Genomic DNA, 22,316 nt, shown 5'->3' with positions numbered 1-22,316 from the left:
ACGTTCATTTCAGTATACGTGGATATGTGGTGAATTTAGACCATAAGTATGAAAAAGGAATGAAAAAAATTAAAGGGTGAGAAAAATGAAGGAACCAAAAATCGGTTTAGCGCTTGGATCCGGAGGTGCAAAAGGTTTTGCTCACATAGGGGTAATAAAAGTGTTAAGGGAAGCTGGTATCCCTATTCATATGATAGCAGGTAGTAGTATAGGAGCGTTAATTGGTACATTCTATGCAGCGAGTTGTGACGTTGAAAGACTGTATAAATTGGCAGCTGTTTTTAAAAGGAAATATTATTTGGATTTTACAGTTCCTAAAATGGGATTTATTGCTGGAAAACGTATTAAAGATATGATTAAAATGTTTACATATAATAAAAATTTAGAAGAGTTAGATATCCCGACGGCTGTTGTGGCTACTGACATTTTGAAGGGGGAAAAAGTTGTTTTTACAAGCGGTCCGATTGCGGAGGCGGTTCGAGCTAGTATATCTGTGCCAGGGGTGTTTGTTCCAGAGAAAATAGATGGCCGCTTATTAGTGGATGGAGGGGTAATTGACCGTATTCCCGTATCGGTTGTAAAAGATTTAGGGGCTGATATTGTTATTGCTGTAGATGTATCTCCAATTAAGGTGAATGGAGAGGTTACATCGATTTATGATGTAATTATGCAAAGTATTGAAATTATGCAACATGAACTTGTGATGAATCGGCAAATAGCATCAGATTTAATGATGCGGCCAGCAGTAGAACAATTTAGTTCGCGTGCTTTTACACATATTGAAGACATCATTCGGGTCGGAGAAGTGGAAGCAGAAAAACACATTTCAAACATTTATTTACTAATTGAGCAGTGGAAGGAGAAACATAATGTTTAAGCGTTTTCGGTTTATATATGCAATTTTAATAGGGGTTATATTGGCGATGCTACTTGTTTATGTGCGTTTGCCATACTTTGTGACAAAACCAGGTATGGCCGCAAAATTAGCGCCGTACGTGCAAGTTGACGGTGGTACTAAAGAGTCTGGTGATTTTATGCTTGTCACTGTCTCAATGGGGCCTGCAAATGTTGTGAACTTAATAGCCGCGCAATTTAATAAATATACACACATTTCGAAGGCGGAAGAAATATTGCAAAAAGGTGAGAGTGATGAAGAATATCAATTTCGTCAAGATTATGCAATGAAAGATTCACAAAACGCTGCAATTTATAATGCATATAAACGTGCAAATCGCTCTGTTTCTTTTGAAAATAAAGGTGTACTAGTGGCTGGTGTAGCAAAGGGTATGCCGTCAGAAGGAAAGCTTAAGCTTGGAGATGTTATAGTAGCTGTCGATGGGAAAATATTCGACAAGACGGAACAATTTATTGAGTATATGACAGGGAAAAAAGAAGGGGATACAGTAAATATTGAATACAAGCGGGGCGGAAAACAGTTTAAAGAAAATTTAAATGTAAAGACAATCCCTAATGGGAATGGACGTGTCGGTATAGGGGTCTCTATCGTTACGGAAAGAGAGTTAGTAGTAGATCCGAAAGTGAAAATTGATTCCCATGAAATAGGGGGGCCATCAGCAGGGTTAATGTTTACACTAGAAATTTATAATCAGCTCGTTGAAGAAGATTTAACAAACGGACATGAAATAGCTGGAACAGGTACAATCAATGATAAAGGGGAAATTGGTCCAATTGGTGGTATTCAGCAAAAAGTAGTAGCTGCTAGTGATGCAGGAGCTGAAGTGTTTTTTGCGCCAAATGAAAAAGGTGTAGAGAAATCGAATTATAAAGATGCTCTTGAAGCTGCGAAAGATATTAAAACAAAGATGAAAATTGTACCGGTGGACACACTGGATGATGCATTAACGTATTTGGAAAAAATGGGTGAAATAAAGTAAACCTCTCTGAAGAAGAGAGGTTTTTCTTATAGGAATTTTTTCATTATTTCATCATAACGAATTGGATGATGCGTTGCGTCTTGTTTTAGTAGTTGTGTCCGCAAAGGTTCTTGCATTATGGAGAAATATACAGCATTTGATTTTCGTTCTATGTCTAAAGTCGGATGTTCAAAAGTTTTTGTATGAGTAAGGATTGGAAGTTCTATTTTTTTCTTATTTTTAGAAAGATAAGTTTGTCCCTTTTGTGACATTCCGAGAAGACGGATATACGGCGCATGTTGCGCTATATTTGCTTTGTGTATTTCTTCCTTCGTTGTATTTGTTAAAATATGTGTACAAGCTCTTTGTAATCTAGTCCATGTATAACGTTTTGTTTTTAATGCTTCCATGAATGAATAGAAAGATGAACTGTTTTGTATTTTTGATAAAATACGATGCTCTAAACCTTCTTCCATTTCATATATATGTTGTAAGTCCTCTGAAGACATCGTCATAAGTTTGTATTTGAAAAATGAAAAGTATTTTTCCCAGTTATGTAACGTCCCGTAGTTTTGCTTGTAGTTTTCTAAAAGAGAAGCAGTCATTTTCGGGATAAAAGGCTCAATAGTTGTAGAGGAACTGTTTTCAATAAATAGCTGTTTGCGAATACTTGTTGCACTTGCAATATGTTGATCGTGAAATGTTTCATCATGATAATGAGAGGCGAATCTTTTTATAGTTTGTGCTTGCATGGAACTATTTTGTAAGAGAATGGCTTTAATGTACTGTAAGCCTAAAATGTTATTTGGTTGTGACATATCTACGTTTTTTTCGGGTGGTAAGATGTGTAGAAAGGCTTCAGATGTAGCTTTTGCATAACTATTACCTGCATTCATAAATTGCTTCACAAGACGATTAAAAGTCTTTTCTTCATTTTTTTGTATAGCGATGGTAGTGTAGAAATTTTCAGTTTGTCCATCTTCACTACCAAAACAAATTTCAGAAACACCAAGGGCGTTTAAAATCGAAATTGCGCCATTTGCGAAAGTTTCGGCCTTTTGTGTTGCGAATGCATAAGGAAGCTCTACAACAAGGTCTACGCCGTTTGTTAAGGCCATTTTAGTACGATACCATTTGGAGATGAGTGCGGGCTCACCACGCTGCAAAAAAGGACCACTCATAACGGCGATAATAATATCAGACTGTGTTAACTTTTTTGTTTCTTGCACATGATAAGCATGACCGTTATGAAAAGGGTTATATTCAACAACAATACCACTGGATTTTATGGTAATCTCTCCTTTCGATGTAGCATCTTTTTGGAAAACGTGATAATGTATATATTATTTCCTATGATGACTTCATTATAGTGTAAAGAAAAAACATTGACAAATATAAAATGGCTAGCTATAATTTTGTTTGTTGCCTTGAGGTGATATGATATGAAATGGTCCATCCATCAATTGAATAAATTGAGAAATAAAGGATTGACATTAAATGAAATGGTAGATGTAAGTGAGCTAAAAGAGGTCGAGAAAGATATTCGTGAAATTAATCCTGTTCATGTAACAGGAAGAGTTGATTTTGGCTCCAGTAAGTTTACGTTTCATCTACATATAACTGGAAGCATGGTTTTACCATGTTCTCGCTCTTTAGTAGATGTGACATTACCATTTGACATTAAAACAACTGAGGTGTTCCAAACTTCAGAAGAAGAATTTGAAACAGAAGCTGAAATTCATTGTTTAGAAGGAGAAGTACTTGACTTACTGCCCGTAATCAAGGAAAATATACTTTTGGAGATTCCAATGCAAATTTTCAGTGATGATGTTTCTGGTGGAGCACCGATGCAAGGTCAAGACTGGCAAGTGATTTCGGAAGAAAACAAAGAAAAGACTGTTGATCCAAGATTAGCAGGACTTGCAAAGTTTTTTGACAAATAATCGGAAGACTGGTTTAGGCCTTCATATGAAAATAATTATTTCTTTTAAGGAGGTGGGAAGAATGGCTGTACCTTTTAGAAGAACTTCTAAAACAGTAAAAAGAAAGCGTCGTACGCATTTCAAATTATCAGTACCTGGTATGGTAGAGTGCCCAAGCTGTGGTGAAGCGAAATTAGCTCACCGTGTATGTAAAGCATGCGGTACTTACAAAGGTAAAGAAGTAATCAGCAAGTAATTGCGAAAAATAAACGTAGAAGATATCTTCTACGTTTATTTTTTTTGTCTTATTCTTTATTTGTTGTATTCTATCTTTTCTAGTAACTGCATATGCTTAATAAAAAATGCATAGGGAGGACTAGAGAGATGGCGACAACAAGACAAGATGCTTGGACTGATGATGAAGATTTGCTTCTGGCAGAAGTAGTACTCCGGCATATTCGTGAAGGTGGAACGCAACTTTCCGCTTTTAAAGAAGTGGGGAGGCATTTGTCTCGTACACCTGCAGCTTGTGGATTTAGGTGGAATTCTTACGTTAGAAAGCAGTATAAAGAACGTATTGAAGAAGCAAAGCAACTTCGTAAGGTAGAAAATTATGAAGTGAAAGAGACAACGGTATTAGAGCCAAAATCTATTACATTGAATGATGTTATTGAATTCTTGCGAAATTATAAAGATGAAAGCTCTTTAATGATGTTACAACAACAAATTGAATCGTTACAAACAGAGAAAGAACGTCTTCTGGAGCGATTATCAGTATATGAGGAAGAATATAGAACATTACTTGATTATATTGATCAAAAAAGAAGTGTAATGGTAGCAGAAAGAAATGGCGCTCGCTCGAATGGAGAATTAGAAAAATTAAAGAAATAAAAACAGCTGCGTAACAGCTGTTTTTTTTATTTCTTATGCAGATTCTTCGTTTGTAATCGCATTCGAATTTGTTTCTGGTTGCCAAATATAAAAATCACCATTAGTTACTGATACTGGCTGGAAACTTAATTTATCCCAAAAACCAGCTGACTGGATACGTGCTATCGTTTTAATTGGGAATTGTAGTTGTTGCGCATAATTAACAAGCATTTGTCCGAATCCTTGTTTTTGAAAAGTCGGCAACACTTCGAGTTTATAAAGTTCTAGGTAAGTACCTGTAATTTCAAATGGTTCTCCACCGTTCCTTTTCATGTATAGACTCATACGTGCGATTAGCGATCCTCCATAATAAATACCGTAAAATGGAGACTCACTATCATTTTCAATAATGTTTGCTTGTAATTCTTCCAACATGGATAGTTCTTGAGCTCCGCACCCTTTAAATTTTTTAAATGCATCTAATGTTTTATAATTGATGAGCAAGCGTTCAACTTTTGGGAATCCCATTACATCACATCCTTTTCTTATCTTGTTGAATACAGAAAAGTTAAAATTTTTATAATAATATTATAACTCATTTTTTAATTTTTATGAAGAAGATAGAATATTTCTTTCATTATTTTTTTGAGGATTTGCTAAACTAAGAATAGAACTATGTATATAGGTAGTATATACATAGTGAAAGAAGGGGTTGCATTTGTTACAAGATAATTGAATCCTTAACTATGTAATTGTAATTTAATAAGATGTAAAGGGGGGAGGGCAAGGGAACTTATATCACTTGTTAATATGAGTTCTTTGTGTGAAGATGAAAATTGGAATTGTTGGACCGGGAGCTATTGGTCTCCTATATACATTTTATTTACAAAAAAGCAATCAAGATGTTACGTTGTTTACAAGAAACGCTAAGCAAGCAGAAGAATTAAACTTAACAGGCGTAAGTTGTATTAGGAATGGAGAACGTGAAACAGTATTTCCATCTATTTTACCGATAGAAAGTATGCTGGATAAACAGTTAGATTATACATTTATTGCTGTAAAGCAATATCATGTAACTGATATCTTACCTTTTGTGCAGGGAGAATCGTCATTAATCTTTTTGCAAAATGGAATGTCGCATCTCCACGTTATGCAAAAAATAGGAAATGAACGTATAGCAGTCGGGATTGTGGAGCATGGTGCAAAAAAAGAGGATGGACATACAGTTCGTCATACTGGAATAGGTGTTACAAAGTTTGGTGTAGTGCGTGGTCAATCTAGTTGTTTTAAAAAGGTATTTAATTGTTTTCCTTTTGATTATTTTCCGATTCAGATAGAAGATGATTGGAAGGGGATTATGCGTAATAAATTAGTAGTCAATGTATGTATTAATCCATTGACGGCATTATTGCGGGTTGAGAACGGGGAGTTAATTTCAAACCCGTTTTTTTATCAAATGATGGAGCAAGTATTTCAGGAAGTTGCATTTCTTGTTAAAGAAGAAGATAGGGAAATGCTATGGCAAATGGTATGCCAAGTATGTGAAAAAACATCTCATAATACTTCATCTATGTTAGCGGACGTAAGAGCGAATAGACAAACAGAAGTTAATGCGATTGTTGGATATGTATTAGAAGAAGCTAAGGAACAACAACAATCTGTTCCGACACTTCGATTTTTGTTCAATGCAATAAAAGGAATGGAATTATAAGTGTTTTTCTTTGCTTTTACGTGAAACATTGACTACAATGTGGGTTGGTGAGAGAACAGGATACGAAAGGAAGAATTATATGGAGATAAAAGAGATCTCTGTTCCACTACAAGGTGTTGTAGCGGACTATATGAACGTTAAAAAAGAGATACAGTCATGTTTTGATTATCTGTTAACAGAGGATGCTTTTAAACAGCGTTTACATGATTTGCGTGAGAGAGAGTTCTTCCGTCAAGATTTAGTAACGCATTTATTAGAATATAATACACAATTGCAAGCGGGAGAATTTACAATTCAAAATATAAAAGCGCTTGAAGATGAAAATACATATGTAGTTATAGCTGGACAACAGGCGGGGTTATTAACAGGTCCGCTTTATACAGTGCATAAGATCATTTCAATTTTACAGCTTGCAAAAGAAAAAGAAGAGAGCTTAGGGGTTCGGGTTGTTCCTGTCTTTTGGATTGCTGGTGAAGACCATGATATGGATGAAATTAATCATACATTTGTAACGAAAAATAAAAAAATAAAAAAGACCATTTTTCATGATCGTTATCCAAAAAAGGCGAGTGCTTCTGAGTCTGAACTTTCTATTGAAGACTGTAGAAAATGGGTCGAAGAGATTTTTAAAACATATCCGGAAACGAATTTTACAAAGGATGTATTACAATTTGTTGAGGATGCTTTAGGTCAATCGCATACATATGTAGATTTCTTTGCGCGCCTTATTACGAAAATGTTCGCAAATTCTGGTTTAATTCTTGTAGATTCACATCATCCTGCATTGAGAAAATTAGAAGTGCCGTTTTTACAACAAATTATAAGTAAATATAAAGAAATTCAAGTAGCACTTCATAATCAACAGAAAGTAATTAAGGAATTAGGATTTAAACCGATTATTGAAACGAAGACAAATGCGGTGCATATATTTATGGAAATTGATAATGAGCGAGTATTGCTTGAAGAGAATCAAGGGAAGTTTATTGGAAAAGATGGAGTGCATTCATTTTCGTATGAAGAATTGATGGAAGAGATGGAAAGAAGTCCAGAACGTTTTAGTAATAATGTTGTAACGCGCCCTCTTATGCAAGAATATGTGTTTCCTACGTTAGCGTTTATTGGCGGTCCAGGGGAGTTAGCTTATTGGAGTGAATTGCAACAAGTGTTTCATACGGCCGGTTTCCAAATGCCACCTGTTGTTCCGCGCCTTACAATTACTTATATGGAGCGAGATATAGCGACAGATTTATACGATTTAGATTTGCAAGAAATTGATCCATTTCTAAATAATATAGATAATCTGCGTGACAATTGGCTTTCTAATCAAATAGAGGAACCGATAGACGAGCGATTTATAGAAGCGAAAAAAGAAATAATGGATATTCATACATCATTACAACAATTCGTGAAAAAAATAGATCCAGGGTTAAATGAGTTTGCTGGGAAAAATGAACTGAAAATTAATGAGCAAATTGAACTGTTAGAAAGAATGTTGAAAAGAAATGTTGAGAAGAAACATGAGGTTCAACTGAATAAATTCCGCCGTTTACAATTTGCGCTTCGTCCGTTAGGAGCACCGCAAGAACGTGTGTGGAATGTTTGTTATTATTTAAATCAGTTCGGCCTTGATTTTGTTGACCGGGTAATGGAACAATCTTTTTCGTGGGACGGAAAACATCATGTAATAAAACTATAGAATCTTGCTCTTTTGAGCAGGATTTTATTTTTATTCTGTTGAATTAACTGTGAAGTGAAATATTTCTGAATTATTAATCTTATGTTATTGTAATGAATCGCTATGTATCAGGTATATATATATGACAAAATAGCACAAAATGTAAACGGATTATTATCTTTTTCGACAGGTTTTTGTTTAAATTCCCGCAAAAAATGATAAAATTTAGTATATAATAAAATAAAATAGCGATTTGTATAGCGTACTACCTTGTTGGAAGTTAAATGAGTCGTTCTTTAGTAGCATTTCATCCTCTAGTAGTAAATTGTGTTTGTAGAGTGAGAAATGTATTTAACATAATTAATTGGAAAAAGAGTAGGTGCAGCAATGTTCAAACACGTAACAGTACTTTTGAAAGAAACAGTAGATGGCTTAGATATAAAACCGAGTGGTACATATGTAGATTGTACACTGGGTGGAGGAGGACATAGTTCTTATTTATTATCTCAGCTAACAGATGGTGGAAAATTAATAGCATTTGATCAAGATGAAATAGCGATTCAAAATGCGAAGGAAAAATTTTCTTCTTATGGTGAACAATTTGTAACAGTGAAGAGCAACTTCCGTTATTTATCTGAAAAACTACATGAATTAGGTATCACAGAAGTAGACGGGATTTTATTCGATTTAGGTGTTTCATCCCCACAATTAGATACACCAGAGCGTGGCTTTAGTTATCATCATGATGCACCGTTAGATATGCGGATGGATCAAGATGCCCCATTAACAGCATATGATGTTGTGAACAGCTGGTCATATGAACAACTCGTAAGAATTTTCTTCCAATACGGCGAAGAAAAATTTTCAAAGCAAATAGTAAGGAAAATTGAAGCGTATCGCGAGAATAAGGCTATTGAAACGACAGGAGAATTAGTGGAATTAATTAAAGAAGGTATTCCAGCTCCGGCACGTAGAACAGGTGGACATCCTGCGAAGCGAGTATTCCAAGCGATTCGTATTGCTGTAAATGATGAATTAAAAGTATTTGAAGAAGCGTTGGAATCTGCAATTGGTATGGTCAAGCCTGGTGGAAGAGTTAGTGTTATAACATTCCATTCTTTAGAAGATCGTATTTGTAAAACGACGTTTAAGCGAAATAGCACAACGCCGCAATTACCACAGGGACTACCGATTATTCCGGATGAATTTAAGCCGAAATTAAAGCTTATTACAAGGAAACCGATTTTACCTTCTGACATTGAATTAGAAGAAAATAATCGAGCGCGTTCTGCGAAGTTGAGAATCGCTGAAAAACGATAAAAAGGAGAGAGAGGTATGACTAATTTAGCTGTAAAGTATAAACAACAGGCGCAAGAAGAGGTACAAATTCAAGCGCCGCCACAGCAGATGGTTAAACCAAAAGTTAAAACGAAAATTACAAGAATTGAAAAGCTATTGTACGTAACGTTTATTGGATTTTTATTATATGCCTGTGTAGCTTTTATTGGGAATAAAGCGGGTCTATATCAAGTTAATGTAGAAGCAGCGACGATAGAAGAAGAAATTGTGAAAAAACAAAAGGAAAATCAAGAATTGCAGGCTGAAGTAGAGAAGTTAAGTCGTTATGAGCGTATCGCTGAAGTTGCAAAAAAACACGGGCTAGAAATTAATGCGAATAACGTGAAAGGCCTAAAGTAAGGCAAATAGGTGTGAAGAAAAGATGAATAAAAATATGACCAAATTTCATACCAATAAGGGAGCAGGTTATTTTATGATATTTTTCCTCCTGCTCTTTTTGCTGTTATTAGCCCGATTTTTTTACATACAAGTAACAGGAACAGTGGACAATCATGATTTGAAAAAACTTGCTGAACAGAAACATAGTAAAAAAGGAGTTCTCGAAGCGAATCGAGGAACAATTTATGATCAAAATGGCCATGTACTAGCGCAAGACGCAAATTCTTATAAACTTGTAGCCGAGTTAAAAGGAGCCAATGCCGTTAAGGATAAAGAGGATACTGCAAAAAAAATCGCAGGGGTACTCGGAAAAGATGAAGATAAAATTTTAGCTACTTTAACTAAAGAAGGCAGAAGTCAAGTGGAATTTGGAACATTAGGTAAGGACTTGACGAAAGAAAAGAAAGAACAAATAGAAGCATTGAAATTGCCGGGAATCTCTTTCATTACTGAAAATGCGAGGGTGTATCCAAACGGTGATTTCGCATCTTACGTCATAGGGCATGCCAGCCCTGATGAGAATGGAATCGCAGTAGGTCAATTTGGCTTAGAAAAGAGTTTAGATAAGTATTTAGGTGCTTCTAATGGTGAGGTAGCTTATACAGGGGACCGTAAAGGTGTATCTCTTGACGGTGGAAAGGTGAATGTAAAGGCGCCTAAAAATGGAGATAATGTGTATTTAACGCTTGACCAACGTATTCAAAGTTATTTAGAAGACGCAATGAAAGAAGCGAGTAAACATTATGAGCCAGAAAATTTAATTGGAATTGTAGCGGATCCAAAGACGGGAAAAATATTAGCGATGTCTAGTAAACCTAGTTATGACCCTAATGATCGTCAAATTAAATATTTCTTCAACGACGCAATTGCAAATGCATTTGAACCGGGATCAACAATGAAGATTTTCACATTAGCAGCGGCCATTAATGAAGGTGTATACAATGGACAAGACTTTTATCAATCTGGTACATATCAAGTTGGTAATCGCAAAATAAAAGATCATAACGGCGGCGCTGGATGGGGTTCTATTACTTTTGATGAAGGGGTAGAGCGCTCTTCAAACGTAGCGTTTGCAATTTTAGGTGATCAAAAACTTGGTCCAGATCGTTTCCGAAAATATATTCATAATTTTGGATTAGATGAAAAAACAAACATTGATTTACCTGGTGAAGGGTCAAATACAATTTTATTTGATCAACAAATACAACAAGTAACAACAGCATTTGGACAAGGTTCTACAGTTACACCAATTCAACTTGTACAAGCTGCAACAGCGATTGCAAATGATGGGAAAATGATGAAACCTTATACAATTGATAAAATTGTGGATCCAATAACAGGTAAAGTACAGCTAGAGCATAAACCAGAAGAAGTAGGAAAACCTGTTTCCAAAGAGACAGCAGCGCAAGTAAGGCAATTACTAGAACGTGTTGTTACATCACCGAAAGGAACAGGGACTGCATATAAAATTGATGGGTACTCAGTCGGTGGTAAAACAGGTACAGCACAAATTCCTGACGGGAAAGGTGGCTATATGACGGGAAGAGAGAATTATATATTCTCATTCTTAGGTATGGCACCGATGGACGATCCGCAACTTGTTGTGTATGTGGCCGTTAAACAACCAAAATTAAAAGATGATGAAAACGGGGCTAAACCTTTAGCTGATATCTTTAAATATGTAACGAAAAATAGTTTAGAGTATTTAAAGATTAAGCCAAATGAAGTAAAAGACCCGAAAAAATATGTGAAAGAACAACAAACTGTCGTTCCAGATGTAACTGGAAAAACGATGGAAGAAGCGAAAAAAACAATTGATAAAGCAAAACTTCGTCCAATCGTATTAGGTGAAGGTAAAGTGCAGCAGCAAGTGCCAAAAGCAACTGAACAAACATTAAAGGGTGATCGAGTCTTCTTAGTAGGAGATAAACCTACAATGCCAAATATACAGGGGTGGGCACTGCGTGATGTTATGAATTTAGCAAAAACATTAAAGCTTAACTTAAAACCTGCTGGTACAGGGTATGTAACGGAACAAAGTGTGGCAGAAGGAACAGTGTTGCAACCTGGTACAGAATTAGGTGTAACACTCGTACCACCACTTGAGCCGCAGCAAGAAGCAGAAAAGCCATAATGGTAATAGGGAAGAAGTTCTAATTAAATAAGTACAAGCATATATTGGAACAAGCTAGGCGTAAGGGAGGCTTGTTCCAATATGCGTGTATCAAATGTAACGGTTAGGAAACGACTTATTTTTATACTTATATCGGGTATACTCATTTTCACCATCATCGATATTCGTCTTGGATATGTGCAATTTTTTCTTGGAAATATGTTAACGGATCGTGCGAAGGATTCATGGAGTCGTAATATTACTTTTGAACCAGAGCGAGGGAAAATTTTAGATCGAAATGGTGTGGAGCTTGCTACGAATAAAAGTGCACCTACCGTCTTTGTTGTGCCAAGGCAAATTGAAAAACCAGCAGAGACTGCAGAGAAGTTAGCTGCAGTATTAGGTGTGGAAAAAGATGATGTTTATAAGCGGATTACAAAAAAAGAATCGATTGTAAGGCTTGATAAAGGCGGAAGGAAAATATCGCATGACAAAGCGAAAGAAGTACGCGGATTAAGTTTAAAGGGTGTGTACATCGCAGAGGATTCTATCCGGTACTATCCATTCGGTAATTTTTTATCACACGTATTAGGATTTGCGGGCAGTGATAATCAAGGGCTTATGGGACTAGAGAAATATTATGATAAAGAGCTAAATGGTGATAAAGGTCATGTGCGATTTTTTGCAGACGCGAAAGGACAGAGAATGCCTAACGTTGGAGATGATTTCAAAAAACCAGAAGCCGGCTTGAATTTAGGATTAACAATTGATTCACGCATTACGAGGATTATGGAAAGAGAAATGAATATTGCGGAATCAACGTATAATCCTGACGGTATGATAGCAATTGCAATGAATCCGAAAAATGGTGAAATTTTAGGTATGTCAAGTCGACCAAGTTTTGATCCAGCAGATTTCCAAAGTGTTTCTCCGGAAGTATATAACAGAAACTTACCTGTATGGAGTACGTATGAGCCGGGGTCAACATTTAAGATTATTACATTAGCTGCAGCCTTGAATGAAAATTTGGTAGACTTAGAGAAAGATACATTTTATGATGATGGGGCAGCTGAAGTTGGTGGAGCTAGATTGCGGTGTTGGAAAGCTGGAGGCCATGGTAGCCAAACGTTTTTAGAGGTAGTTCAAAACTCTTGTAACCCAGGATTTATTGAACTCGGTGATCGTCTTGGTAAAGATCGATTGTTTAAATACATTCGCAATTTCGGGTTTGGACAGAAGACCGGAATTGACTTACAAGGTGAAGGTAGCGGGATTTTATTTAATTTAGATAAAGTTGGTCCAGTCGAGCAAGCGACGACTTCATTTGGGCAAGGTGTTTCTGTTACACCGATTCAACAAGTAGCAGCTGTAGCGGCCGCTGTAAATGGTGGAACTTTGTATCAGCCATATATAGCGAAGGAATTTATTGATCCGAAGAATAATCAAGTTGTCAGCAAAAAGACACCTGTTGCGAAAAGGGAAGTTATTTCCAAGGAAACTTCAGAGAAAGTTCGTTACGCATTAGAGAATGTTGTAGCGAAAGGTTCTGGTAAAGGGGCTTATATTGATGGATATCGTGTAGGTGGAAAAACTGGAACTGCTCAAAAGGTGAAAGATGGAAAATATTTAGATAATAACTATATTGTATCATTTATCGGTTTTGCTCCAGCTGACGATCCGCAAATTGTTGTTTATGTAGCAGTGGATAATCCAAAAGGAGTCACTCAATTTGGTGGAGTTGTAGCAGCACCTATTGTTGGGAATATTCTTCGTGACGCACTTCCTGTAATGGGAGTGGAACCGAGAAAAGAGCAAGTTGAGAAAGAATATAAATGGGGCGATACACCAACTGTGGAAGTTCCGAATTTAATTGGTATGAAAAAGAAAGATTTACAAACGCAACTTGTAGACTTGAAGCTTGATATAAGTGGTGATGGTGGGAAAGTAATTAAACAATCACCAGAAGCAGGAGCTAAAGTAAAAGAGGGTTCAAAAGTTAGAATTTACTTCGGGAATTAAAGGTAACTGATTGTGTTTTATGGTACAATTGGTGGAAGTGAGTTCTTTATAGAAAAATTGCTTTATTTGAGACGATAAGTGTCTCATTAATAAATAAATCTATTGATTAGACTATAGTAGCACTTACCTCCTATTTTTATATAACTAGGAGGTAACGTGTTACTTGCTAAAATAAGAGATAAATAAACAATGTAGAGAGGGTTTAGTGAAATGAAGTTGCATACACTTGTATCATGTTTGCATGATTTTCCCGTTGTTCCAACAGAAAATCCAGAAATAACATCTATTGAAGCGGATTCACGTAAAGTGAAAGAGGGAAGCTTATTTATATGTATGAAAGGATATACGGTTGATAGCCATGATTTTGCTAAGCAAGCAGCGGCACAAGGAGCGGCTGCTATTGTTGCGGAAAGACCAATTGATGTTGACGTTCCAGTTGTACTTGTGAAAAATACTTTTCGTTCGCTAGCGGTGTTAGCTGATTATTTTTATGGCCAACCAACACACAAGTTACATTTAATCGGTATTACAGGTACAAATGGAAAGACAACAACATCGCATATTATGGATGAAATTATGCGCGCACATGGTCATAAAACAGGGCTAATTGGAACGATTAATATGAAAATCGGTGATGAAACATTTGAGGTGAAAAATACAACACCAGATGCACTAACACTTCAACAGACATTTTCAAAAATGGTTGAACAAGGTGTGGATAGCACAGTAATGGAAGTTTCGTCTCATGCTTTAGATCTTGGCCGTGTACACGGGTGCGATTACGATGTTGCAGTATTTACGAATTTAACACAAGATCATTTAGACTATCATAAAACGATGGAAGAATATAAACATGCGAAAGGGTTGCTTTTTGCACAGCTTGGCAATAGTTATCATCATAATCGTGAAAAATACGCTATATTAAACAGTGATGATCCAGTAGCAGAAGAGTATATGAGAAGTACAGCAGCTACTGTTGTAACATACGGTATAGATGTTGCAAGCGACATTATGGCACGAGATATCGTAATGACGAGTGGCGGTACAACATTTACACTTGTAACACCGTATGAAACTGTAAATGTTACGATGAAATTAATTGGTAAGTTTAATGTATACAACGTGTTAGCTGCTACAGCAGCAGGTCTTGTTTCAGGAGTGAGCTTACAAACAATTATTGATGTAATTAAAGAGCTTGCTGGCGTTCCTGGACGTTTTGAAGTTGTTGATGGTGGACAAAATTACACAGTTATTGTTGACTATGCACATACACCTGATAGCTTAGAGAACGTACTAAAAACAGCAAAACAGTTTGCAAAAGGTGATGTATATTGTATCGTTGGTTGCGGTGGTGATAGAGATAGAACGAAAAGACCAATAATGGCAAGTGTTGCAACCAAATATGCAACTCATGCAATTTATACATCAGATAATCCAAGAAGTGAAGATCCGAAGGCTATTTTAGATGATATGGTAAATGATGTAAAAGGGAATAATTATGAAGTAATTGTCGATCGAAAAGAAGCGATACGTTCCGCTATCTCGAAAGTGAAAGCAGAAGATATTATTATTATTGCTGGTAAAGGGCATGAAACGTATCAAATTATTGGTAAAGAAGTTCATCATTTTGACGATCGTGAAGTTGCTAAAGAAGCAATCACCGAGCGTTTAAACAACGAAGTGTAACAGCATGAGAGGAGGACTACATGTGCTTGAACAAGGTTTATTAGTAACGGCTGGGGTAGCATTCTTAATTTCTGTTGCCCTTTCGCCATTATTTATTCCATTTTTAAGAAAATTAAAGTTCGGACAGAGTATTCGTGACGAAGGACCGAAGTCACACCAAAAGAAATCAGGGACACCAACGATGGGTGGTATTGTCATATATGTATCTATGATGGTGACTACGCTTATTATGGCGATTAAATTTAACAATTTAGGTGCAGAAGTATCATTGTTATTATTAGTTACATTTGGGTACGGATTAATCGGATTTTTAGATGACTACATAAAAGTAGTAAAGAAAAGAAATCTTGGTTTAACATCAAAACAAAAATTGATCGGTCAGCTTGTAATTGCTATTGCGTTCTTTTTGATTGGAAAAGGGCAAGCATTTCACACTTATATCATGATTCCGGGAACTGATGTTAAATTTGAATTAGGCTGGGCATATTTTGTTCTTGTATTATTTATGCTTATTGGTGGATCAAATGCGGTTAATTTAACAGATGGTTTAGATGGTTTATTATCAGGAACAGCTGCTATTGCATTCGGAGCATTTAGTATTATTGCTGTAGCTCAAGAACAATTTGGGGTAGCGATTTTCTGTATGGCAGTTGTAGGAGCTGTACTTGGCTTTTTAGTATTCAATGCGAATCCAGCAAAAGTATTTATGGGGGATACAGGTTCTCTAGCTTTAGGTGGTGCTATCGCAGCTGTAGCGATTTTGTTAAAACAAGAATTGTTACTCGTTATTATTGGCGGTGTATTCGTAGCGGAAACTTTATCTGTTATTATCCAAGTTATTTCGTTCAAAACAACAGGAAAGCGTGTCTTTAAAATGAGTCCATTACATCATCATTATGAATTATGTGGTTGGTCAGAGTGGCGCGTTGTTGTAACGTTTTGGTCTGTAGGATTTTTATTAGCTGTGCTAGGAATTTATATCGGGGTGTGGATGTAATTGAAAACTGTAACTGAATATCAAAATAAAAATGTTCTTGTATTAGGTATTGCTAAAAGTGGTTATGCAGCAGCTACTTTATTAAAAAAATTAGGGGCAAACGTCATTGTAAATGATGGGAAACCATTAGTGGGTAATGTGCTTGCTGCTGAGTTACAAGTGGAAGGAATGGATGTTGTATGTGGTGGGCATCCGTTAGAATTGCTGGAGAGAAACATTTCACTTGTCGTAAAAAACCCAGGAATTCCATATTCTAATCCACTCTTAGTGGCGGCGAAGGAAAAGCAAATTCCAATTGTAACTGAGGTTGAATTAGCATATCGCATTTCAGCAGCACCGTTTGTTGGGATTACGGGATCTAACGGCAAAACAACAACGACAATGTTAACGTTTGAAATGTTAAAAGAAGGACAAAAGCACCCAGTTATTGCGGGGAATATAGGTACTGTAGCTTGTGAAGTTGCACAATTGGCGAAAGAAAATGAAGTTGTCGTTACGGAACTTTCATCGTTTCAATTGATGGGAGTGGAATCGTTCCAACCAAAAATTGCAGCCTTTTTAAATTTATTTGAAGCGCATTTAGATTATCACGGGACGAAGAAAGAGTATGGTTTGGCGAAAGCGAATATTTTCAAAAACCAAACTGAAACAGATTATAGTGTAATTAACGCAGATGATGCAGATGTAATGGCATTATCTGCATATAGTAAAGGACAGAAAGTATTATTTTCAACGACGAAAGAAATTGAAGATGGTGCGTGTATAAAAGATAACGCTCTTTATTTTAAAGGCGAAAAAGTAGTTAAAGTAAGCGATATTGTTTTACCTGGTAAGCACAATTTAGAAAATATTTTAGCAGCAATGAGTATTGCTAAATTACTAGGTGTTTCTAATGAAGCAATTACTGCTGTGTTAAAAAGTTTTACAGGTGTAAAACATCGCTTAGAATATGTAACAACGATTAATAATCGGAAATTTTATAATGATTCAAAAGCGACGAATATGCTAGCGACAGAAAAAGCATTATCTGCATTTACACAACCGATTGTATTATTGGCTGGTGGACTTGATCGTGGTAATGAATTTGATGATTTAATTCCATACTTTAAACATGTCAAAGCGATTGTAACATTTGGACAAACTGCACCAAAATTAGTAAGAGCGGCAGAAAAAGCAGGATTAGATGTAATTGAAAGTGTCGATACTTTAGATGATGCAGTAGTGAAGGCTTATGCTCATTCTACGGCTGGTGATATTATTCTTCTTTCACCAGCATGTGCAAGCTGGGATCAATTTAAAACATTTGAAGAAAGAGGAGACATTTTTATACAAGCTGTGCATAAACTTATATAAAGTAAATCAAAACATCAGTAGGCTAACACCTACTGATGTTTTGTTACATAGGGCAAAGGTTCTGCCCAAAGAGGTGGTGTTCATGGGTAATGAAGAAAACGCCTGATTTTATTCTCATCATCGTTACACTTGCGTTGTTAACAATCGGAATGATTATGGTTTATAGTGCGAGTGCGGTTTGGGCCTCTTATAAAATGGGGGATTCATTCTTTTTTGCAAAAAGACAATTGTTATTTGCAAGTCTTGGGGTAGTAGCTATGTTTTCTCTCATGAAAATTGATTATTGGGTGTGGCGTACGTATTCAAAAGTAATTTTACTAGTTTGTTTCGTTCTTCTTATTCTCGTTCTTATTCCTGGAGTAGGTCTCGTTCGTGGGGGAGCGCGAAGTTGGATTGGAATCGGAGCATTTTCTATCCAACCGTCAGAGTTTATGAAATTCGCGATGATTATTTTCTTAGCAAAATTTTTAGCGGAACGACAAAAATTAATTACATCGTTTAAACGAGGTTTGCTACCGGCTCTTAGTTTTGTATTTCTTGCTTTTGGGATGATTATGTTACAACCAGATCTTGGTACGGGAACGGTAATGGTTGGGACATGTATTATTATGATATTCATTTCGGGAGCAAGGATTTTTCACTTTGCAATGTTTGGTTTGCTTGGTGCAGCGGGATTTGTAGGGTTAATTGCATCAGCACCATATCGAATGAAACGCATCACATCATATTTAGATCCGTGGTCGGATCCGCTCGGAAGTGGATTTCAAATTATCCAATCGTTACTCGCAATTGGACCTGGTGGTTTATTTGGGCTTGGACTTGGACAAAGTAGACAAAAATTTCTTTATTTACCTGAACCACAAACAGACTTTATATTTGCAATCTTATCCGAGGAATTAGGTTTTATTGGTGGTTCATTTGTGTTATTATTATTTAGTCTATTATTATGGCGCGGGATTCGTATAGCATTAGGAGCGCCAGATTTATATGGTACGTTTTTAGCAGTAGGTATTGTGGCGATGATTGCGATTCAAGTAATGATTAATGTTGGTGTTGTAACAGGACTGATGCCTGTTACGGGTATTACTTTGCCGTTTTTAAGTTATGGTGGATCAAGTTTGACCTTAATGTTAATGGCAGTAGGTGTATTATTGAATATAAGTCGCCATTCTCGCTATTAAACCCTGTTTAAAAGACAGGGTTTTTCGTGTGTGTGTGAAAATACAATATGTATATAGAAATAAATACGATTGAATAAGAACAGGGAAGTGGAGGAATCAGTAGTGCGAGTATTAGTAAGTGGTGGGGGTACTGGAGGACATATTTATCCAGCTCTTGCTTTAATTAGAGAAATAAAAAAACTAAATCCGGAAGCAAGATTTTTATACATTGGTACAGAGAATGGATTAGAGAGTACCATCGTACCGAAAGCGGGTATTCCGTTCCAATCTATTGTTATAAGTGGATTTAAACGAAAAATATCTCTTGATAATGTAAAAACAGTGATGCGTTTCCTAAAAGGTGTTCAAGATAGTAAACGATATATTCGTCGTTTTAACCCTGATATTGTGATTGGTACGGGTGGATACGTATGTGGGCCAGTTGTATATGCTGCGGCTAAATTAGGTATTCCGACTATTGTACATGAACAAAATAGTGTACCTGGTGTAACGAATAAATTTTTAAGTCGTTATGTCGATAAAGTTGCAGTTTGCTTTGAAGCAGCTGCAGAACATTTCCCACAGTCAAAAGTGGTTATGACAGGTAATCCACGTGCATCAGAAGTAATGGACCAAAATGGAATGAAAGGAAAACGTTCGGTAGGACTATCCCTTTCTAAAAAATCCGTGCTTATTTTTGGTGGGAGTCGCGGGGCTAGACCGATTAACGATGCTTTTGTAGAAGCGATTGAACAATTTGGGAATAAAAGTTACGAAGTATTATATGTAACAGGCGAAGTACATTATGATAAAGTTATGGAAGCCGTGAAACAAAAAGGGAATCCGAATAATGTTATTATTAAACCTTTTATTCATAATATGCCAGAGGTACTGACTGGTGTAGATCTTGTTGTTTCAAGAGCAGGGGCTACAACGCTTGCAGAATTAACAGCGTTAGGAAAGCCAAGTGTATTAATTCCAAGTCCGTACGTAACAAATAACCATCAAGAAAAAAATGCACGATCAGTTGTTGATAAAGGAGCAGCTAAAATGCTACTTGAAAAAGATTTAACATCTGAAACGCTTATTCGTGACATTGATGAGATTTTATTGGATACACAAACATTACAAAATATGAAACTGGCTACTAAGCAACTTGGTATTCCAGATGCAGCAAATAAGCTATATGAAGTAATGAACAAGCTTATTAAAAAATAACATTAGGTGAACGCCCTGCATATTACTGTAATAAGGAGACTTAATATGGGGGAGATTGTCTATGGAACAATTAGTAAAAGAGCTTTTAGAAGCAAATGTTGGTCGCGTGTTAGTTAATGAACCGTTAGCGCGTTACACGACTATGAAAATAGGCGGACCAGCTGATATTTTAATTGTGCCAAAGCATGTTGCTGGTATTGAGAAGACGCTAGAGTTAGTAAAGAAGTACAAGACAGGGTGGACTGCAATTGGTCGTGGTTCAAATCTTCTCGTATCTGATCAAGGTATAGAAGGTGTGGTTATTCGTTTAGGAGAAGGATTAGATCACTTAGAAGTCGAAAAACATAGAGTAAGAGTTGGTGCTGGATACCCCCTTATTAAATTGTCAACTTTACTTAGTCGACAGGGATTAGCTGGCTTGGAGTTTGCAAGTGGTATTCCAGGAAGTGTTGGCGGTGCAGTGTATATGAATGCAGGCGCTCATAAGTCCGACATATCGAGTGTATTAACGAGAGCTCGTATTTTGTTTGACAATGGAACAATTAATTGGTTGACGAATACCGAAATGGGGTTTTCTTATCGCACATCTGTATTGCAAATGAAACGCCCTGGTATTGTTTTAGAAGCTGAATTCCAATTGGAGGTAGGCGAACGCGAGGAAATTGTAAGAAGCATGCAAAAGAATAAAGAGTATCGCCGTGAAACGCAGCCTTGGAATCACCCTTGTGCAGGAAGTATATTTCGAAATCCAGTCCCATATTTTGCAGGCGATTTAATAGAAAAATCAGGGCTGCGTGGCTATAAAATAGGTGGAGCTCAAATTTCTGAAATGCATGGAAATTTTATTGTTAATACTGGTGTGGCTTCAGCGCAAGATGTATTAGACTTAATCGCATTGATAAAGTGTACAATTAAGGATAAATTTGGTGTTGATATGCATACAGAAGTAGAAATAATTGGAAGATAACGGTTGTTCGTTCCGCTCATTATCATTTATGTTATAATAAGAAGATAAGAACGGCATGAGGAACATGCCGTTCTTTATGTTACATAGGGGGATCGTACATGAAAAATAGTAAAGTGATTAAACTACAAGATCGTGTACCAAAATTAAAAAATCAAAAGAAAAAAAATAAGAAACCTGTTAATCATCGGTTAATTTTATACATATCGATTTTATTTTTATTAGTACTCTTTTTAATTTATTTTCGGTCTCCGCTTAGTAATATAAAAAAGATAAGTGTGTTTGGAAATCATTATATGACAGATGAACAAGTTATGAAGGAATCAGGTGTGACATATGATACGAGTTATTTCCGAGTAACAGCACATAAAGCAGAAGAAAACTTAACGAAACGAAAAGAAATTAAAGCGGTAAATGTAAAAAAACGTTTCCCAAACAAAATTGATGTTCATATCGAAGAATATTTAACAATTGGCTATATAAACAAAGATGGGAAATTACAACCGTTATTAGAAAATGGGAAAACACTCGATGTACTTCCGAACGGAAAGCTTCCAGTTGCAGCACCAATTTTTGAACCGTTTAAAGAGGAAAAAATGAAGGAATTAATTGCAGAACTAGAAAAATTAACGCCAACTATTTTAAGGTCTATTTCTGAAATTCGTTATACACCAACGAACGCAAATGAAGATCATCTTACTTTATATATGAATGAAGGATATGAAGTGAGCACCACTATTCAAAATTTCGCAAAGCGAATGGAAGCTTATCCACTTATTTTAAAAACAATTGAACCTGGTAAGAAGGTTTTAATTGACTTAGAAGTGGGTGCATATACGAAGGAACTAGGTGCTGAAGAAAAGAAAGAATAGAATGATAGTTTTTATTGCGTTATTACGTATGGAATGAAACGAATGTTCTTTTATATGGATGCTAATTTGCAAGAATGCTTAATTTGATGAAAAAAATGTAAATTTTCTTAGATTCATACTAGGATTGGTACAAGTTTCACTTTTC

General features: G+C 36.1%; 20 protein-coding genes. 18 read left to right on the top strand and 2 right to left on the bottom strand.

Going from position 1 to position 22,316, the window contains the following annotated elements; translation table 11 throughout:
* Nucleotides 1–85 precede the first annotated feature (85 nt).
* Together JTF23_RS05485 and JTF23_RS05480 are read left to right on the top strand one after the other, a co-directional pair.
* Nucleotides 86–877 carry a patatin-like phospholipase family protein gene (locus JTF23_RS05485; RefSeq protein WP_002160692.1) on the top strand — a complete coding sequence of 264 codons (792 nt, stop codon included), beginning with the start codon at nt 86–88 and terminating at the stop codon, nt 875–877.
* Nucleotides 870–1,895 (top strand): SepM family pheromone-processing serine protease, encoded by a 1,026-nt coding sequence (locus JTF23_RS05480; protein WP_002160693.1) that lies wholly within the window; start codon nt 870–872, stop codon nt 1,893–1,895. Before JTF23_RS05485 ends, JTF23_RS05480 begins: the two co-directional genes overlap by 8 nt.
* Nucleotides 1,896–1,921: 26 nt before the next feature.
* Here the strand turns inward: JTF23_RS05480 and JTF23_RS05475 are convergent, their stop codons facing one another.
* Nucleotides 1,922–3,163, bottom strand: a complete 1,242-nt coding sequence (locus JTF23_RS05475; protein ID WP_165762447.1) for a nucleotidyltransferase — start codon at nt 3,161–3,163, stop codon at nt 1,922–1,924.
* A gap of 153 nt (nt 3,164–3,316) precedes the next feature.
* Here JTF23_RS05475 and JTF23_RS05470 point away from each other — a divergent pair, with 153 nt between their 5' ends.
* The 3 genes from JTF23_RS05470 (at nt 3,317) to JTF23_RS05460 (ending at nt 4,687) form a co-directional block, all read left to right on the top strand.
* Nucleotides 3,317–3,817 carry a YceD family protein gene (locus tag JTF23_RS05470; RefSeq protein ID WP_098565001.1) on the top strand — a complete coding sequence of 167 codons (501 nt, stop codon included), beginning with the start codon at nt 3,317–3,319 and terminating at the stop codon, nt 3,815–3,817.
* Between the two features lie 61 nt (nt 3,818–3,878).
* Nucleotides 3,879–4,052, top strand: a complete 174-nt coding sequence (gene rpmF, locus JTF23_RS05465) for a 50S ribosomal protein L32 (RefSeq protein WP_001984764.1) — start codon at nt 3,879–3,881, stop codon at nt 4,050–4,052.
* Nucleotides 4,053–4,180: 128 nt separating this feature from the next.
* Nucleotides 4,181–4,687, top strand: coding sequence for an RsfA family transcriptional regulator (locus JTF23_RS05460; protein ID WP_002160695.1), 507 nt, complete (start codon nt 4,181–4,183; stop codon nt 4,685–4,687).
* A gap of 33 nt (nt 4,688–4,720) precedes the next feature.
* On the opposite strand, the gene JTF23_RS05455 is transcribed toward JTF23_RS05460, so the two are convergent.
* The gene (locus JTF23_RS05455; RefSeq protein ID WP_002160696.1) at nt 4,721–5,194 is read right to left on the bottom strand and encodes an N-acetyltransferase; all 474 of its coding nucleotides are present in this window, start codon (nt 5,192–5,194) and stop codon (nt 4,721–4,723) included.
* A 295-nt stretch (nt 5,195–5,489) separates the two neighbouring features.
* Between JTF23_RS05455 and panE the strand changes: the two genes are divergently transcribed.
* From panE to divIB, 13 genes are all read left to right on the top strand, one after another.
* Nucleotides 5,490–6,377: a 2-dehydropantoate 2-reductase gene (gene panE / locus JTF23_RS05450; protein ID WP_002111450.1), complete on the top strand. Its 888-nt coding sequence runs from the start codon at nt 5,490–5,492 to the stop codon at nt 6,375–6,377.
* Between the two features lie 79 nt (nt 6,378–6,456).
* Nucleotides 6,457–8,073, top strand: coding sequence for a bacillithiol biosynthesis cysteine-adding enzyme BshC (gene bshC, locus JTF23_RS05445; protein WP_204208252.1), 1,617 nt, complete (start codon nt 6,457–6,459; stop codon nt 8,071–8,073).
* 366 nt (nt 8,074–8,439) lie between these two features.
* The gene (gene rsmH / locus JTF23_RS05440; protein WP_002160698.1) at nt 8,440–9,372 is read left to right on the top strand and encodes a 16S rRNA (cytosine(1402)-N(4))-methyltransferase RsmH; all 933 of its coding nucleotides are present in this window, start codon (nt 8,440–8,442) and stop codon (nt 9,370–9,372) included.
* 15 nt (nt 9,373–9,387) lie between these two features.
* Nucleotides 9,388–9,750, top strand: a complete 363-nt coding sequence (ftsL, locus tag JTF23_RS05435) for a cell division protein FtsL (protein WP_002111445.1) — start codon at nt 9,388–9,390, stop codon at nt 9,748–9,750.
* A gap of 22 nt (nt 9,751–9,772) precedes the next feature.
* The gene (locus JTF23_RS05430) at nt 9,773–11,923 is read left to right on the top strand and encodes a penicillin-binding protein (RefSeq protein WP_483862068.1); all 2,151 of its coding nucleotides are present in this window, start codon (nt 9,773–9,775) and stop codon (nt 11,921–11,923) included.
* 81 nt (nt 11,924–12,004) lie between these two features.
* Nucleotides 12,005–13,921, top strand: coding sequence for a stage V sporulation protein D (locus JTF23_RS05425; RefSeq protein WP_002014741.1), 1,917 nt, complete (start codon nt 12,005–12,007; stop codon nt 13,919–13,921).
* Between the two features lie 210 nt (nt 13,922–14,131).
* A complete protein-coding gene (locus JTF23_RS05420) occupies nt 14,132–15,607 on the top strand; it encodes a UDP-N-acetylmuramoyl-L-alanyl-D-glutamate--2,6-diaminopimelate ligase (RefSeq protein WP_204208250.1) in 1,476 nt (491 codons plus the stop codon).
* A 22-nt stretch (nt 15,608–15,629) separates the two neighbouring features.
* The gene (gene mraY / locus JTF23_RS05415; protein ID WP_002014738.1) at nt 15,630–16,604 is read left to right on the top strand and encodes a phospho-N-acetylmuramoyl-pentapeptide-transferase; all 975 of its coding nucleotides are present in this window, start codon (nt 15,630–15,632) and stop codon (nt 16,602–16,604) included.
* Nucleotides 16,605–17,957 carry a UDP-N-acetylmuramoyl-L-alanine--D-glutamate ligase gene (gene murD, locus JTF23_RS05410; RefSeq protein ID WP_078179807.1) on the top strand — a complete coding sequence of 451 codons (1,353 nt, stop codon included), beginning with the start codon at nt 16,605–16,607 and terminating at the stop codon, nt 17,955–17,957. It abuts the gene before it with no gap.
* Nucleotides 17,958–18,046: 89 nt separating this feature from the next.
* On the top strand, nt 18,047–19,138 hold the full coding sequence (gene spoVE / locus JTF23_RS05405; RefSeq protein ID WP_016106029.1) for a stage V sporulation protein E: 1,092 nt from the start codon (nt 18,047–18,049) through the stop codon (nt 19,136–19,138).
* A gap of 102 nt (nt 19,139–19,240) precedes the next feature.
* Nucleotides 19,241–20,335, top strand: a complete 1,095-nt coding sequence (gene murG, locus JTF23_RS05400; RefSeq protein ID WP_002088269.1) for an undecaprenyldiphospho-muramoylpentapeptide beta-N-acetylglucosaminyltransferase — start codon at nt 19,241–19,243, stop codon at nt 20,333–20,335.
* Between the two features lie 61 nt (nt 20,336–20,396).
* Nucleotides 20,397–21,302 carry a UDP-N-acetylmuramate dehydrogenase gene (murB, locus tag JTF23_RS05395; RefSeq protein WP_204208249.1) on the top strand — a complete coding sequence of 302 codons (906 nt, stop codon included), beginning with the start codon at nt 20,397–20,399 and terminating at the stop codon, nt 21,300–21,302.
* 98 nt (nt 21,303–21,400) lie between these two features.
* Nucleotides 21,401–22,171 carry a cell division protein DivIB gene (gene divIB / locus JTF23_RS05390; protein WP_002111435.1) on the top strand — a complete coding sequence of 257 codons (771 nt, stop codon included), beginning with the start codon at nt 21,401–21,403 and terminating at the stop codon, nt 22,169–22,171.
* Nucleotides 22,172–22,316 lie beyond the last annotated feature (145 nt).

The sequence above is a fragment of the Bacillus sp. RIT 809 genome, from assembly GCF_016892495.1.
GTDB lineage: Bacteria > Bacillota > Bacilli > Bacillales > Bacillaceae_G > Bacillus_A > Bacillus_A cereus_U.
The sequence above is the reverse complement of the archived record's forward strand: the minus strand, read 5'-3'. Positions and strand labels throughout refer to the sequence as shown.

Bases quoted from the DNA above. Each gene is read 5' to 3' on its own strand.
- JTF23_RS05485 (WP_002160692.1), top strand. From the start codon at position 86: ATGAAGGAACCAAAAATCGGTTTAGCGCTTGGATCCGGAGGTGCAAAA.
- JTF23_RS05480 (WP_002160693.1), top strand. From the start codon at position 870: ATGTTTAAGCGTTTTCGGTTTATATATGCAATTTTAATAGGGGTTATA.
- JTF23_RS05470 (WP_098565001.1), top strand. From the start codon at position 3,317: ATGAAATGGTCCATCCATCAATTGAATAAATTGAGAAATAAAGGATTG.
- rpmF (WP_001984764.1), top strand. From the start codon at position 3,879: ATGGCTGTACCTTTTAGAAGAACTTCTAAAACAGTAAAAAGAAAGCGT.
- JTF23_RS05460 (WP_002160695.1), top strand. From the start codon at position 4,181: ATGGCGACAACAAGACAAGATGCTTGGACTGATGATGAAGATTTGCTT.
- JTF23_RS05455 (WP_002160696.1), bottom strand. From the start codon at position 5,194: ATGGGATTCCCAAAAGTTGAACGCTTGCTCATCAATTATAAAACATTA.
- bshC (WP_204208252.1), top strand. From the start codon at position 6,457: ATGGAGATAAAAGAGATCTCTGTTCCACTACAAGGTGTTGTAGCGGAC.
- rsmH (WP_002160698.1), top strand. From the start codon at position 8,440: ATGTTCAAACACGTAACAGTACTTTTGAAAGAAACAGTAGATGGCTTA.
- ftsL (WP_002111445.1), top strand. From the start codon at position 9,388: ATGACTAATTTAGCTGTAAAGTATAAACAACAGGCGCAAGAAGAGGTA.
- JTF23_RS05430 (WP_483862068.1), top strand. From the start codon at position 9,773: ATGAATAAAAATATGACCAAATTTCATACCAATAAGGGAGCAGGTTAT.
- JTF23_RS05425 (WP_002014741.1), top strand. From the start codon at position 12,005: ATGCGTGTATCAAATGTAACGGTTAGGAAACGACTTATTTTTATACTT.
- JTF23_RS05420 (WP_204208250.1), top strand. From the start codon at position 14,132: ATGAAGTTGCATACACTTGTATCATGTTTGCATGATTTTCCCGTTGTT.
- spoVE (WP_016106029.1), top strand. From the start codon at position 18,047: ATGAAGAAAACGCCTGATTTTATTCTCATCATCGTTACACTTGCGTTG.
- murB (WP_204208249.1), top strand. From the start codon at position 20,397: ATGGAACAATTAGTAAAAGAGCTTTTAGAAGCAAATGTTGGTCGCGTG.
- divIB (WP_002111435.1), top strand. From the start codon at position 21,401: ATGAAAAATAGTAAAGTGATTAAACTACAAGATCGTGTACCAAAATTA.